This window comes from Streptomyces zaomyceticus (assembly GCF_014656215.1).
Taxonomy (GTDB): domain Bacteria; phylum Actinomycetota; class Actinomycetes; order Streptomycetales; family Streptomycetaceae; genus Streptomyces; species Streptomyces zaomyceticus.
In genome coordinates, this window is the sequence record NZ_BNBZ01000018.1 from 89,681 (window position 1) to 103,823 (window position 14,143).

Consider the following 14,143-nt stretch of genomic DNA (forward strand, 5'->3'; position numbering starts at 1 on the left):
GCAACCATGACCTACCGCGTCTGCTTCGTCTGCACCGGCAACATCTGCCGCTCGCCGATGGCCGAGCACGTCTTCCGCCGACATGTGGAGGAGGCCGGCCTCGGCGAGCTGGTGGAAGTCGACAGCGCCGGCACCGGAGGCTGGCACGAGGGCGACGGCGCCGACTCGCGCACGGTCTCCGTTCTCGAGGAGAACGGCTACACCTCCGCGCACACCGCCCGTCAGTTCCGGGTCTCCTGGTTCCCCGCGCTCGACCTGGTGATCGCGCTGGACGAAGGGCATCTGCGGGAGCTCCGCGAGCTCGCCCGCACACCCGAGGAAGCGGCGCGGATACGCCTGCTGCGCTCCTACGACCCGGCCGCGGGGGACGGACTCGACGTCCCCGACCCTTATTACGGGGGCCGCGAGGGCTTCGAGGAGTGCCTGGAAATGGTGGAGGCCGCGAGTGAGGGACTACTCGCTGCCGTCCGCCTCGAACTGGAGGAACGAACTCCGTGACGGACAAGAACTACGGCGACGGTACGCGCGCGGTACGGGCCGGGCTGCCCGACCCCGTGAAGTACGAGCCGACCCTGCCGGGGCCGGTCTTCGCCGCGCACTTCCATCTGCCGGGCGAGCCGACCGGCGGATACGCCTACGGCCGCGACGAGAACCCGACCTGGACCCATCTGGAGCGGGCGATCGGCGAGCTGGAGGCGCCGGGGGAGCAGGGCGTCGAGACGCTGGTCTTCGCCTCGGGCATGGCCGCGATCTCCGCCGTCCTCCTCTCGCAGCTGAGGACGGGCGACGTCGTGGTGGTGCCCACCGACGGCTACCAGGCCCTGCCGCTGCTGCACGAGCAGCTGCGGGCGTACGGCATCGAGGTCCGCACCGCGCCCACCGGCGGCGACGGTCAGCTCGCCGTCCTCGAAGGGGCCCGGCTGCTGTGGATCGAGACCCCGTCCAATCCCGGGCTCGACGTGTGCGACATCCGTCGCCTGGTGCGCGAGGCGCATGCCGCGGGGGCGCTCGTGGCCGTCGACAACACACTCGCCACCCCGCTCGGCCAGCGCCCGCTCGAACTGGGCGCGGATTTCTCCGTCGCCAGCGACACCAAGGGCATGACCGGGCACGGCGACATCCTCCTCGGCCATGTCAGCTGCCGTGATCCCGAGCGTGCGGCGGAGGTACGGCGCTGGCGCAAGGTCGTCGGCGCGATCCCCGGCCCCATGGAGGCCTGGCTCGCCCACCGTTCGCTCGCCACGCTCCAGCTGCGGATCGACCGCCAGTGCTCCACCGCGCTCGCGCTCGCGCAGACGCTCGCCGGCCGCGCGGACGTGACCGGGCTGCGCTACCCGGGCCTGCCGGACGACCCCTCGCACACGGTGGCCGCACGGCAGATGCGGCGCTTCGGATCCGTCGTCTCCTTCGAACTGGCGGACCGGAAGCGGGCCGATCGGTTCCTGGAGGAGCTGAGGATCGTGGACGACGCGACCAGCTTCGGAGGTGTGCGCTCCACGGCGGAGCGGCGCGGGCGCTGGGGCGGGGACGCGGTCGCGGAGGGCTTCATCCGCTTCTCCGTCGGCGCCGAGGATCCGGAAGACCTGATCGCCGACGTGCTGCGCGCCCTCGACGAGGCGGGATCCTAGGCCGGGTCCCCCTCGGGCGCACGGAACGGGGCGCTCCGAGCCTCCCCCCTCATGGCTCGGAACGCCCCGGTTCCACGCGCGGAGACCGCCTGAACAAGGCTAGTTGACTGTGCGTCAGTGTCCAATCACGGTAGCGACAGAGACCTATCGACTTATTTATAGTTGGACGGTCCTGAGGCGCAGTCAGCCGACCGCCTGAGTCGAACGGCCGCACGGCCGGGAGGGGGCGGACATGGATCTGGCCCTGCTGCGCACGTTCGTCGCGGTGCACCGGGCCGGTTCCTTCACCCGAGCCGCCGCCCTCCTGGGCCTCTCCCAGCCCGCCGTCACCAGCCAGATCCGGACGCTGGAGCGACAGCTCGGGCGGCCGCTCTTCCTCAGACAGGCCCGCGGGGTCACCCCGACGACCATCGGCGACGAACTCGCGCACCGCGCCGCTCCCCACCTGGACGCCCTCGTGGAGATCGCCGAGACGGGGCTCGACGAGGAGAGCGGCGTCCGTACCCTCCATGTCGCCGGGCCCCCGGAATTCACCGCCCTCCGCGTCCTGCCCGCCCTCACCCCGCTGGTCGGCCAGGGCCTCGCCGTACGGACGTCGTTCCTCGGCAATACAGAGGAGATCCTCGACGGGCTTGCCGCGGGCCACCACGATCTGGCCGTCGCCACTGCCCGCCCCCGAGGTGGCCTGCTCGTCTCCACCCCGCTCTGCGACGAGGAGTACGTGCTGGTCGCGGCACCCCGCTGGGCGGCCCGGCTCTCCCCCGACGTGCTGCTCCGCAAGGGAGCGGTCGTCCTGGAGCAGCTTCCCGTGGTCGAGGTCCACGAGTCGCTGCCGTTCGTCGCCCGCTACTGGGCGAGCGTCTTCGAGACCAAACCGGCCGTCGCCGCCACCGTGATCGCCCCTGACCTGCGCGCCGTACGGGAATCCGCCGCCTCCGGCGCCGGGCTCGCCGTCCTGCCCCGCTATCTGTGCGAGGAAGCCCTCGCGCAGGGCCGGCTCGTGGCGCTGCTCGATCCGCCGGTCCCTCCGCTGCGGACCTACTTCCTGGTCGTGCGTACGGGCACGCTCGCCCTGGCGCCGATCGCGCGGGCCCACGAGGAACTGCTGAGGGCCGCCGGGGCCTGGTGAGTCCCTGCCGGGGTCGTTGATGAGACCGTGCCTGCCGCCAGTGCGTTTCAGGACACCTCACATGGGCCATTTTCTTCCCATGAACGAACGGCCCGTGATCAAGCGCACCGCACGCGCCATCCTGCTCGACGGGGACGATCTCATCCTCATCAAGCGCACCAAGCCGGGGATGGATCCCTACTGGCTCACGCCCGGCGGCGGGGTGGAGTCCTCCGACACCACCGTCGTCGAGGCCCTGCACCGCGAGGTGCACGAGGAACTCGGCGCCAAGATCACCGATGTGGTGCCCTGCTTCGTCGACACCGTCGAGCACATCGTCGACGGCGGGGTCTCCGGGGTGAAGGTCCAGCACTTCTTCGTGTGCCGGCTCGACTCCATGGACCCCTCGCTGCGGCACGGCCCCGAGATGGACGAACCGATCGGCGAGTACGAGATCGTCCGGGTGCCCTTCAGCCGGGTCGGCATCGCCGCCGTGCACCTCGTCCCGCTCTCACTGCGCCACTACCTCGACGGCAACATCGAGGGTGTCCGGGCGATGCACGCCCCCGACCTGGGCTGATCGGCGCCGGCCGGGGCGAGCTCGGCAAGGAAGTCGTGGCGGATGCGCTCCGCGGGGACCCCCGCTCCCCGCAGCGCGTCCACCCCGCGACGGACCATGCCCAGCGGCCCCGACAGATAGGCGTCGCGTTCGCTCCAGGGGCCGTAGCGGCAGACGGCCTCGGGGAGCCGCCCCTGTTCCTCGGTGACCGGGTGGACGGAGAGCCAGGGAAAGGTCTTCTGGAGCCGCAGCATCGTATCGATGTCGTAGAGGTCGTGGCCGCTGCGCGCTCCGTAGAAGACATCGACCGGGCGCCGGTCCCCGTGCTCCGCGACGTCCTCCACCAGGGCCTTGATCGGCGCTATCCCGGTACCACCGCCCACACAGAGCAGGCCGCTGTCCGTGGCGTGGTCGACCGTCATGGACCCGGCCGGCGGTCCGAGTCTGAGCACGTCACCCGGGCGCGCCCGATGGACCAGGGCGTTGGACACCCAGCCGGCGGGCACCGCCTTGACGTGCAGGGAGAGCAGCCCGTCAGGCCGGGGCGCCGACGCGAAGGAGTAGTGGCGCCATATCCGTGGCCACCACGGGGTCTCGAGCGTCGTGTACTGCCCCGCGAGAAAGGGGTACGGCTGGTCGGTCCGGAGCGTGACGACGGCGATGTCCGGGGTGCGCAGATCGTGAGAGACCACCTCGGCCTGCCACCAGGCGGGCGCCGCGCGTTCGTCCTCCGCCGCCGCGTCGATCATGATCTGGGAGATCGTCGTGTACGTACGAACCCAGGCCGCCTCGGTCTCCGCGTCCCAGCTCGTCGTCGCATAGCGGACGAGCGCACCGATGAGGGCCTCGCCGACGGCCGGGTAGTGGGCGGAGTGGGTGCCGTACTTGCGGTGTCCCCTGCCGAGGTTCTCCAGATACGCGGTGAGCACCGGGGTGTCGTCCAGATGCTCCGCCGCGGTGAGAAGTGCCTTCAGCAGCCGGTCCCGCTGAGTGTCCATGGCCGCGGGGAACATCTCGCGCAGCTCGGGGTTGCGGATGAAGAGCAGGGCGTAGAAGTACGAGGTCACCCGGTCGGCGACCGGTGCGATCTCCGCCAGGGTGCGGCGGACGAGTACCGCGTCGGCGGAGGGCTCGGGGGGTATGGGCGGCTCCTTGCCGTCCCCCGCCGGCGACTCCTGCCCGCCCGTCGCCCCGGGCTCGCGACCGTCCGCATCCTCCGTCGCCCTCGGGGTGGTCGGAGCATCCATCATGTGCCTCGCCCTCGCGCTGGCCGGCTTCCGTGGTCGCAGCATGACCCCTCTGTCCACCGCTTCGGACGGAAAGCGGTGTTCTCGGGCCATAGGGCAGGGTTTCTGGCTAAGCTGCGCTGTTTCGGACCAGGGCGTAGGCCTCGCGCAGATCTCCTCCTGTGTAGCTGTGACGGGAGAGCCCGGCGAGATGGTGATCCGCGTTCACGGCCACCGTGTCCGGGACGATCGCGAAGAGCGCCGCGTCGGACATCGAGTCTCCGTAGGCGACACACTCGGCCGGGCCCACCCCGAACTCCGCGCAGAGCTGCCGTGCGATCCGCACCTTCGCCTGCGCGTCGAGAATGTCGGGCCGGTGGATCGGCTCGGTGAAGGGGACCGCCGGCCAGCGCGAACCGTGCGCCGCGTCGACGCCCCAGTCGAGCAGCCGCTCGACGAAGAAGTCCGGAGAGAGGGAGATGACCGCGCAGCGGTCGCCCCGATCCCGGATGTCGGCCCAGACCTCACGGATGCCCGCCAGCCAGGGCGCCCCTTCGAACGCGGCCGCGACCTGGTCCGCCGTGAGAGCGGACCACAGCTCGCGGGCCCGGACGGCGAACTCGTCCGGTGTGAGCCCCCGCAGGAAACCCTCCTCCAGCGCCGTGATCTCGTCGAGAAGGCCCAGCTGCCGGGAGATCTCCACCGCCGCGGCCGACCCCCGGATCAGGGTGCCGTCGAGGTCGAAGAGGTGCAGACGCCGCTTGGTGGGTTTCACGTGAAACATCGTCCCCATGCCACGGGATGGAAGCAACGCCTCCTCGGGCATCGGTCAGATCCGGTAAAGCAGTGGACGGAAGATCACCGAGTCGGACAGCCTGAAAGCATGCCGATCTCCCCCTCCCCGCTCGCTCAGCTCCCCGTCCGCCGCCTCACCCCGGAGGACCTCCTCGCCTGCTCCGACCTCTCCGAGAACCGGGGCTGGCAGCGCGAAGAACACAAATGGGGGCTGCTGCTCACCGCGGGAACCGGCTACGGCATCGACGACCCGGCCGGCGCCGGGCTGCTCGCCTGCTGCGTGGTCACCTCGTACGGCCCTGGGATCGCCGCGATCGGCATGGTGCTCGTCGCCGAACGGTACGCACGCCAAGGCGTGGGACGCCGGCTCATGCAGCACGTCCTGACGGAAGCCGGGGACACCCCGCTCACCCTGTACGCCACACCGAACGGACAGCCTCTGTACGAGGAGCTGGGCTTCACGGAGACAAGCCGTTCGGAGATGGTGCTCGGGCGCTTCACCTTCACCACACCCGCCCCGGCCGTTCCGGTCCGCCCGGCGACGGCGGAGGATCTCCAGGCGATCCTGCGTCTGGACCACGAGGTCTTCGGCCTCGACCGCACCCACATGATCACCCGGCTCCCCGCGTTCGCGGACCATCTCCGGGTCGCGGAGGAGGACGGCGAGATCACCGGCTTCGCCGCGGCCTGGCCCAACATGGACACGCATGTCGTCGGTCCCCTGATCGCCCGGGACCCGGCCACCGCACAGGCCCTGATCGCTTCGCTGGCGGCCGCCACCGACCGACCGCTGCGCACGGACATCGATGTGCGCCACACGGCGCTGCTGAGCTGGGTGAAGGAGAACGGGATCGACTCGATCGCCTCCAACGCGGTGATGGTCCGCTCCGTCCCCGACCTCCCCGGCGACTGGCGCCGCCGCTTCGCCCCCCTGACGGTCGCGGCCGGATAACCCCCGACGGAACGAGGCCTCACCCCTTCTCCCGACCCGGGGAGCATTTACTTGCAGACGCGCATTATTGCGTCGCATCGTCTACCCTGGGTCGGGAGCCACTCCGGTGCCGAGGAGAGACCGAGGAGAGACCATGACCGCGACGGACCCCGCACTCACCGCGCTCTCCCAGCGCTGGTGCGCCCTCTCCCTGCTGCACGGCAGGATCGAGTCCCACATTGAGCGCGCCCTGGAGAGCCGGCACGGCCTGAGCGTGCGGGAGTACTCGCTCCTCGACGTCCTCAGCCGGCAGCACAGCGGACCGGGCGGCCACCTCCAGATGAAGCAGGTCGCCGACGCGGTCGTGCTCAGCCAGAGCGCCACCACCCGGCTCGTCACCCGACTCGAGGACCGGGGTCTGCTCACCCGCTATCTCTGCGCCACCGACCGGCGCGGTATCTACACCGATGTCACCGAGGCCGGTCTCACGCTCCTGACAGAGGCCCGCCCCACCAACGACAGCGCACTGCGCGAGGCCCTCGACGAGGCCGCGAAGAACCCCGAGCTGGCCCCGCTGGTCCAGGTCGTGGAAGGCGTGACCGTCTCCGTGTGACGCGGGAACGCGGCGACCTCCAAGGCCCCGAGCCCCCGAGCCCCCGAGCCCCCGAGGAACGACCCCTGGAAGCGACCCGGCGTACCGGAAGCGGTCCGGCGTACGCTGCGGGACATGAGCGATCTTGAGATACGCCCCGCCACCGCGGAGGACATCGAAGCCATCGTCGCGATGCTCGCCGACGACCCCCTGGGCGCGCAGCGCGAATCGCCGGACGACCTCGGCCCGTACCTCGCCGCCTTCGAGCTCCTGGAGGGCGACCCCCACCAGCATGTGGTCGTGGCCGTCCGCGAGGACAGGGTCGTCGGCACCCTCCAGCTGACGATCATCCCCGGGCTCTCCCGTCAGGGCGCCACGCGTTCGATCATCGAGGGCGTCCGCATCCACAGCGACGAGCGCGGCAGCGGCCTCGGTACGGAGCTCATCGAGTGGGCCGTCGAGGAGTCCGAGCGCCGGAACTGCCGACTGGTCCAGCTGACGTCCGACGCCACCCGTACCGACGCCCACCGCTTCTACGAGCGGCTCGGCTTCGAGGCCTCCCACGTGGGCTTCAAGAAGAACCTCTGAGCCAGGAGAACAGCGCGCCGGGACACGGTCCCGGCGCGCTGTTTCACGTGAAACAACGCAGAACGGCTCAGAGACCGCGCCAGCCCGCCTCGTCCACCCCGCCCGGCACCGCGTCCGCCGGCGCGTACGGCTCCCGTGTGAAGACGAACGAGGCGAGGTCGAGATGGCTCACACTGCCGTCGTCACGCCGCACGACCCGGAGCGTCTCCCCCGCGTAGTACCCGTTCAGCCCGACCCAGCCGCCCTCGGGCAGGGCCCGGAAGCGAGCCCGCCGACCGGGGCCCCGCAGGGGTTCGAGCACCACGCTCCGCTCGGCACCGAGCCGGAGCCCATAGGCGTACGTCCCCCAGTACCAGGGCCCCGTCAGGGCCAGCAGCTCCTTGTCCACCTCCGCCTCCGGAAGCGGGCGCCAGGGCTCCGGAAACCTCGGCTCCGTCTCCGCCACGATCCGCACGAGATCGGCGGCCACAGCGGCCGTCAGGGGCCCTGAGGTGGCATTGGCAAGGGCGATCGCCGCCAGCCCGTCCTCGACGCTGATCCACAGGGCAGCGACAAAGCCGGGAAGCGAACCCGTGTGGCCGATCAGGGTCCGGCCGTCCTTCCTGAGCAGCTGGAGTCCGAGTCCGTAGCTCCCGTCCCAGTCACCCTCCCCGACCGCGGCGGCCGGAGCCCGCATCTCCTCCACGGAGGCAGCGACGAGCACCCGTTCGTCACCCGCCGCGAGGAACGCGGCGAACCGGGCGAGATCCGCCGCCGTCGACCAGAGCTGACCGGCCGGGGCCATCAGCCCCAGATCCTCGGAGGGCTCCGGCAGCATCACATCGGCCCACGGGTGCACCGCCCAGCCGCCCGCGTGCGGGGCGACGGGGTCGACGGTCGTACGGCCCATTCCCAGGGGTTCCAGGATCTCGCTCCGCAGCGCCTCCTCCCACGACACCCCGCGCACGGCCTCGACCAGCGAACCGAGCAGTGTGTAGCCCGGGTTGGAGTAGTGATGACGACGCCCAGGCGCCTGGAGGAAGGGCTGCTCCCCCAGCACGTCGGAGAGCTCCGGACGCAGGGCGGCGGAAGAACGCTCCCACCACTGGCCGGGCGTCTCGGCCGCGAGACCACCGCTGTGACCGAGGAGTTGAGCGATCGTCACCTCACCGGCCCCGGTGCCCTTGAGATGCCGCTCCAGCGGGTCGTCGAGACCGAGAAGCCCCTCGTCCCTCAGCCGCATCACCAGCACGGCGGTGAACACCTTGGTGAGGGATCCGATCCTGAACTGCGTGTCGGCGTCGGGCGCGTGCCCGTCCACACAGCTGCGCGATCCGCTCCACACCAGCGCTCCGTCGCGCACCACGGCCCCCACGAAGGAGGGTGACCGCCCCTCGGACTGGGCCACCGCGACCCGATGGAGCAGAGCCCGCTCGGTACCGGGCAGCAGAACTTCGAACGTTGTCGTCATGGGACCCATCCAACGCGATGGCCCCGAGCGAGGCCTCCCCGTTTTCGCGGGCGCACCCCGCCGGCCCGGGGACCGCGAGCGGCGGCCCGGGATCAGGAGCCGCGGCCCGAGGTCAGGGGTGGCCGGACGTCAGAGGCGTGGGGGAATCAGGGGCGACGGCCCGCAAGGACGCAGAACTCGTTCCCTTCCGGGTCGGCCAGGGGCACCCAGCTCACATCGCCCTGGCCGACGTCGACATGCCGAGCACCCAGGTCGAGCAGACGCCGGACCTCCGCGTCCTGATCCCGGTCGCTGGGGTTGACGTCGATGTGGAGCCTGTTCTTGACGCTCTTGCCCTCGGGCACCCGCGCGAAGGTCAACGTCGGCGGCACCGGACCGAGACGGTCCTTGTCCTCGGGCAGCACGGGCGATCCGATCGTGACGAGCCCGTCCTCTTCGTCACACACCTCGTAGTCGAGAACCGCGCACCAGAACCGGGCGAGCCCCACCGGGTCGGCACAGTCGATCGCGAGCTCGGTGAACCTGCTGGCCATGTCAGAACCCCTCCGTCACACAGCGGTCGTACGTCGGCGCCAGGACGCTGGGGAGCCTCACAACGCATCGGTCGTGGAACCGCACACGTGCGATTCCGCCGACGGTGAAGTCCGGTCCGAACGACGGCGACGGTCATTACAGTCCCTTCCCATGACGACGGTTACCACGCGTACGGTCGAGTACCCGGCCGACGGCCTGACGATGGTCGGGCACCTCGCACTCCCGGCCGGTGACGACCGCAGGCCGGCGGTCCTGATCGGCCCCGAAGGGCCGGGGCTGAACGACTTCCAGCGGCGCCGTGCCGACGCCCTGGCCGAACTGGGCTACGTGGCCCTGGCCTTCGACATCAACGGCGGGCGCTGGTTCACCGACCCCGAGGAGATGCTCGCGCACACGACACCCCTGCTCGCCGACCCCGACCGGATGCGGGGGATCGGCCATGCGGCGCTCGACGTGCTGCGCGCCGAGCCGCGCACCGACCCCGACCGGATCGCCGCCATCGGCTACGGCACCGGGGGCGCGATCGGACTGGAGCTCGGGCGTGACGGCGTCGACCTGCGCGTGATCGGGACGGTCAACGCGCTGACCACCGGCCGACCGGGCGAGGCGGCGAACATTCGCTGCCCCGTGTGGGTCGGGGTCGGATCGGAGGACCCGATCATGCATCCCGCGCAACGGGACGCGTTCACCACCGAGATGCAGGCGGCCGGCGTCGACTGGCGCCTCGTCGTCTACGGCGGCGCCCTTCACGCCTTCCACCACCCGCCGGTCGACCAGACCACGGTCCCCGGCGTCGGCCACCACCCGCGGCACGCACAGCGAGCCTGGCGCGACGTCGTCGAGCTCCTCGCCGAATGCCTGCCCGTCACGCCGTGATCCCGCGCGCGGGTCGGGCCGGGCAACCGCCGCGGGCCTCTGCCCTCTCCCGCTTTCCGCGGACAGGCCGCCCGATCAGGTCTGGGCCATGTCCACGAAGCGGGAGTAGTGACCCTGGAAGGCCACGGTGATCGTGGCCGTCGGGCCGTTACGGTGCTTGCCCACGATGATGTCGGCCTCGCCCGCGCGCGGTGACTCCTTCTCGTAGGCGTCCTCGCGGTGCAGCAGGATCACCATGTCCGCGTCCTGCTCGATCGAGCCGGACTCACGCAGGTCGGAGACCATCGGCTTCTTGTCGGTGCGCTGCTCGGGGCCACGGTTCAGCTGGGACAGCGCGATCACCGGCAGCTCCAGCTCCTTGGCGAGGAGCTTCAGGTTTCGCGACATGTCGGAGACCTCTTGCTGTCGGCTCTCCTGCCGCTTCGAGCCACCGGACTGCATGAGCTGCAGATAGTCGATGATGACGAGCTTGAGCCCGTTCCGCTGCTTGAGCCGGCGGCACTTCGCCCGGATCTCCATCATCGACAGGTTCGGGGAGTCGTCGATGTACAGCGGTGCCTGCGACACGTCCGGCATCCGGCGGGCCAGGCGGGTCCAGTCCTCGTCGGTCATCGTGCCGGAGCGCATGTGGTGCAGCGCGACCCGGGCCTCTGCCGAGAGCAGACGCATCGCGATCTCGTTGCGACCCATTTCGAGGGAGAAGATGACGCTGGGCAGGTTGTGCTTGATGGACGCCGCCCGGGCGAAGTCCAGGGCCAGGGTGGACTTACCCATGGCGGGGCGGGCCGCGATGATGATCATCTGGCCGGGGTGCAGACCGTTGGTGAGCGAGTCGAGGTCGGTGAAGCCGGTGGGCACACCGGTCATCTCGCCGCTGCGGGAGCCGATCGCCTCGATCTCGTCGAGGGCCCCCTCCATGATGTCTCCGAGCGGGAGGTAGTCCTCGGTGGTGCGCTGCTCGGTGACCGCGTAGATCTCGGCCTGGGCCGAGTTCACGATCTCGTCGACGTCTCCGTCGGCCGCGTAGCCCATCTGCGTGATCTTTGTGCCGGCCTCCACGAGGCGGCGCAGGACGGCCCGCTCGTGGACGATCTCCGCGTAGTACGAGGCGTTGGCCGCGGTCGGGACCGACTGGACCAGGGTGTGGAGGTAGGAGGCGCCGCCGACACGGGTGATCTCGCCGCGCTTCGTGAGCTCCGCGCCGACCGTGATCGGGTCGGCCGGCTCTCCCTTGGCGTAGAGGTCGAGGATCGCCGCGTAGACGGTCTCGTGGGCCGGCTTGTAGAAGTCGTTGCCCTTGATGATCTCCACGACGTCGGCGATGGCGTCCTTGGAGAGCAGCATGCCGCCGAGGACGGACTGCTCGGCGTCGAGGTCCTGCGGGGGAACGCGCTCGAAGCCGGAGAGCCCGCCGTCCCACGGGCCTTCGCTGCCCCGCTCGTGCTGGTCGTCGCGCCCGCGGCCACGGCCGCGCCCTTCGCCCCGGGTGCGGGTGGGCAGTCGGTCACTCGGTCCGCTGTCGGCCCAAGGGTCGTCCATGGGCTCGGGAACGCTCACCAAGCACCTCCTCCCGTCCGCTCCGCGGACCTCGCCGTGCCACTCTGTCTTACGCCACGGGCTTGATCAACGAGTGGCTTTGCGACCGCTTCTGGCGCGTCGGGCGCCGGTCCACGGTAGGCCTGCGGGAGGCATCAGCCAATCTGGTTATCCACAGGCCCTGTGGGTGAAGGGCCAGAGTCTGTGGAGAACTCGCCGGAACCTGTGCACGGACCGGGGGACAGCCATGTGGACAAACTCATAGACCCCCTGACCTCAGGGGCCTGACCTGCGCTTTTTCCATCCACGGGCTGTGGGGGAGAAAAACTTTCCCCCCTGGATCAAGATCAGAACAAACGACCCACACCCGAAGCGCTCCACCCTTCCAAAGTAAGGATCAGAGATGCATTGCATCTCTTACCTGTGGAAGATTAGATTGGCCTCCATGACCCAGGCTCCCGCGACCCCCAAGGCCGTCCGCCGGCAGCACGACCGCGAGATCGTCTCCCTCGCCCTGCCGGCCTTCGGCGCACTCGTCGCCGAGCCGCTCTTCCTCATGGTCGACAGCGCCGTCGTCGGCCACCTCGGCACCCCTCAGCTCGCGGGCCTCGCGATCGCCGCAGCCCTGCTGTCGACCGCCGTCAGCGTCTTCGTCTTCCTCGCCTACGCCACCACAGCAGCCGTCGCTCGCCGCGTCGGCGCCGGAGACCTCCCGGCCGCCATCCGGCAGGGCATGGACGGCATCTGGCTCGCCCTCCTTCTCGGCGCCGCGGTCGTCGCGCTGACCCTGCCCGCGGCGCCCTGGCTCATCGACCTCTTCGGGGCCTCCGACACCGCGGCACCCCACGCCGTCACCTACCTCCGGATCTCCAGCCTCGGCATCCCCGCGATGCTGGTCGTGCTGGCCGCCACCGGCGTTCTGCGCGGCCTCCAGGACACCCGTACACCGCTCTATGTGGCCATCGCCGGCTTCGCCGCCAACGCCGCGCTCAACATCGGCCTGGTCTACGGGGCCGGTCTCGGCATCGCCGGCTCCGCCTGGGGCACAGTCATCGCCCAGTGCGGTATGGCCGTCGCCTACCTCGTCGTGGTCGTACGGGGCGCCCGGCGCCACGGCGCCTCCCTCCGCCCCGACCCGTCAGGCATACGCGCCTCCGCCCAGGCGGGCGTCCCCCTCCTCGTCCGTACGCTCTCGCTCCGCGCGGTCCTGATGATCGCCACGGCCGTCGCGGCCCGCATGGGCGACGCCGAGGTCGCCGCGCACCAGATCATCCTGTCCCTGTGGAGTCTGATGGCCTTCGCCCTCGACGCCATCGCCATCGCGGGCCAGGCCATCATCGGCCGCTACCTCGGCGCGGACGACTCCGAGGGCGCCCGTCAGGTCTGCCGCCGCATGGTCCAGTGGGGTGTGGTCTCCGGCGTGGTCCTCGGCGCGCTGCTCATCCTGGCCCGCCCACTGTTCGTCCCGCTCTTCACCGGCGACACCACCGTCCAGGACACCCTGCTCCCGGCCCTGCTCGTGGTCGCGCTCTCGCAGCCGATCTCCGGGGTCGTCTTCGTCCTCGACGGCGTCCTGATGGGCGCGGGGGACGGCCCGTACCTTGCCTGGGCCATGCTGCTGACCCTCGCGGTCTTCGCCCCGGTCGCCCTTCTGATCCCGGCACTCGGTGGTGGGCTGACGGCGCTCTGGTGGGCGATGACCCTGATGATGACGGTCCGGATGGCCACGCTCTGGCTGCGTTCCCGCTCGGGTCGCTGGATCGTCACCGGCGCGACGCGCTGAATGTTTCACGTGAAACGGCGGAAGGGCCGCACCCCGAGGGGTGCGGCCCTTCTTCACTGCTGAGCGCAGACTGCCAAGGGCAGCGTTACGCGGCGACGATCTCGACGCCGAGCTTCGCGGCAACCTCGGGGTGCAGACGCACGGACACCTGGTGCGAGCCCAGGGTCTTGATCGGCGAACCGAGCTCGACGCGACGCTTGTCGACGTCGGGGCCACCCGCGGACTTGATCGCCGAGGCGATGTCGGCCGGGGTCACGGAGCCGAAGAGACGGCCGGCGTCGCCGGAGCGAACGGCCAGGCGCACCTTCGTGCCCTCGAGCTGGGCCTTGATCTCGTTGGCCTGCTCGATGGTCTGGATCTCGTGGATCTTGCGGGCGCGGCGGATCTGCGCCACGTCCTGCTCGCCACCCTTGGTCCAGCGGATCGCGAAACCACGCGGGACCAGGTAGTTGCGGGCGTAGCCGTCCTTGACGTCGACGACGTCGCCAGCGGCACCGAGGCCAGAAACCTCGTGGGTCAGGATGATCTTCATTAGTC

General features: G+C 70.5%; 15 protein-coding genes. 9 read left to right on the top strand and 6 right to left on the bottom strand.

Annotated elements, in window-relative coordinates:
* Window positions 1–6 precede the first annotated feature (6 nt).
* The 4 genes from IE311_RS22950 (at window position 7) to IE311_RS22965 (ending at window position 3,316) form a co-directional block, all read left to right on the top strand.
* On the top strand, window positions 7–498 hold the full coding sequence (locus tag IE311_RS22950) for a low molecular weight protein-tyrosine-phosphatase (protein ID WP_189833666.1): 492 nt from the start codon (window positions 7–9) through the stop codon (window positions 496–498).
* On the top strand, window positions 495–1,628 hold the full coding sequence (locus IE311_RS22955; protein WP_189833667.1) for a cystathionine gamma-lyase: 1,134 nt from the start codon (window positions 495–497) through the stop codon (window positions 1,626–1,628). Before IE311_RS22950 ends, IE311_RS22955 begins: the two co-directional genes overlap by 4 nt.
* A gap of 232 nt (window positions 1,629–1,860) precedes the next feature.
* Entirely contained in the window at window positions 1,861–2,757 is an 897-nt protein-coding gene (locus IE311_RS22960) for a LysR family transcriptional regulator (protein WP_189833668.1), read from the top strand.
* A gap of 79 nt (window positions 2,758–2,836) precedes the next feature.
* The gene (locus IE311_RS22965) at window positions 2,837–3,316 is read left to right on the top strand and encodes an NUDIX domain-containing protein (RefSeq protein ID WP_189833669.1); all 480 of its coding nucleotides are present in this window, start codon (window positions 2,837–2,839) and stop codon (window positions 3,314–3,316) included.
* Here the strand turns inward: IE311_RS22965 and IE311_RS22970 are convergent.
* Window positions 3,259–4,545 carry a globin domain-containing protein gene (locus IE311_RS22970; protein ID WP_229902093.1) on the bottom strand — a complete coding sequence of 429 codons (1,287 nt, stop codon included), beginning with the start codon at window positions 4,543–4,545 and terminating at the stop codon, window positions 3,259–3,261. The two genes, IE311_RS22965 and IE311_RS22970, sit on opposite strands and share 58 nt — an antisense overlap.
* 106 nt (window positions 4,546–4,651) lie before the next feature.
* Window positions 4,652–5,305, bottom strand: a complete 654-nt coding sequence (locus tag IE311_RS22975; RefSeq protein ID WP_189833722.1) for an HAD family hydrolase — start codon at window positions 5,303–5,305, stop codon at window positions 4,652–4,654.
* Window positions 5,306–5,404: 99 nt separating this feature from the next.
* Here IE311_RS22975 and IE311_RS22980 point away from each other — a divergent pair, with 99 nt between their 5' ends.
* The 3 genes from IE311_RS22980 (at window position 5,405) to IE311_RS22990 (ending at window position 7,427) form a co-directional block, all read left to right on the top strand.
* Window positions 5,405–6,268 (top strand): GNAT family N-acetyltransferase, encoded by an 864-nt coding sequence (locus IE311_RS22980; RefSeq protein WP_189833670.1) that lies wholly within the window; start codon window positions 5,405–5,407, stop codon window positions 6,266–6,268.
* A gap of 133 nt (window positions 6,269–6,401) precedes the next feature.
* Complete coding sequence (locus tag IE311_RS22985; protein ID WP_189833671.1) at window positions 6,402–6,860, top strand: MarR family winged helix-turn-helix transcriptional regulator; 459 nt, start codon at window positions 6,402–6,404, stop codon at window positions 6,858–6,860.
* 114 nt (window positions 6,861–6,974) lie between these two features.
* Window positions 6,975–7,427: a GNAT family N-acetyltransferase gene (locus IE311_RS22990; protein ID WP_189833672.1), complete on the top strand. Its 453-nt coding sequence runs from the start codon at window positions 6,975–6,977 to the stop codon at window positions 7,425–7,427.
* Between the two features lie 67 nt (window positions 7,428–7,494).
* Here the strand turns inward: IE311_RS22990 and IE311_RS22995 are convergent, their stop codons facing one another.
* On the bottom strand, window positions 7,495–8,877 hold the full coding sequence (locus IE311_RS22995; protein ID WP_189833673.1) for a serine hydrolase domain-containing protein: 1,383 nt from the start codon (window positions 8,875–8,877) through the stop codon (window positions 7,495–7,497).
* A 146-nt stretch (window positions 8,878–9,023) separates the two neighbouring features.
* Window positions 9,024–9,410 (bottom strand): VOC family protein, encoded by a 387-nt coding sequence (locus IE311_RS23000; RefSeq protein WP_189833674.1) that lies wholly within the window; start codon window positions 9,408–9,410, stop codon window positions 9,024–9,026.
* 151 nt (window positions 9,411–9,561) lie between these two features.
* Between IE311_RS23000 and IE311_RS23005 the strand changes: the two genes are divergently transcribed.
* A complete protein-coding gene (locus IE311_RS23005) occupies window positions 9,562–10,287 on the top strand; it encodes a dienelactone hydrolase family protein (protein ID WP_189833675.1) in 726 nt (241 codons plus the stop codon).
* A 75-nt stretch (window positions 10,288–10,362) separates the two neighbouring features.
* Here IE311_RS23005 and dnaB read toward each other — a convergent pair whose 3' ends face one another.
* Window positions 10,363–11,844 (bottom strand): replicative DNA helicase, encoded by a 1,482-nt coding sequence (gene dnaB / locus IE311_RS23010; RefSeq protein WP_116159964.1) that lies wholly within the window; start codon window positions 11,842–11,844, stop codon window positions 10,363–10,365.
* Window positions 11,845–12,268: 424 nt separating this feature from the next.
* On the opposite strand from dnaB, the gene IE311_RS23015 reads away from it, so the two are divergent.
* A complete protein-coding gene (locus IE311_RS23015; RefSeq protein ID WP_189833676.1) occupies window positions 12,269–13,606 on the top strand; it encodes an MATE family efflux transporter in 1,338 nt (445 codons plus the stop codon).
* An 85-nt stretch (window positions 13,607–13,691) separates the two neighbouring features.
* On the opposite strand, the gene rplI is transcribed toward IE311_RS23015, so the two are convergent.
* Window positions 13,692–14,138: a 50S ribosomal protein L9 gene (gene rplI / locus IE311_RS23020; protein WP_189833677.1), complete on the bottom strand. Its 447-nt coding sequence runs from the start codon at window positions 14,136–14,138 to the stop codon at window positions 13,692–13,694.
* Window positions 14,139–14,143: the final 5 nt, after the last annotated feature.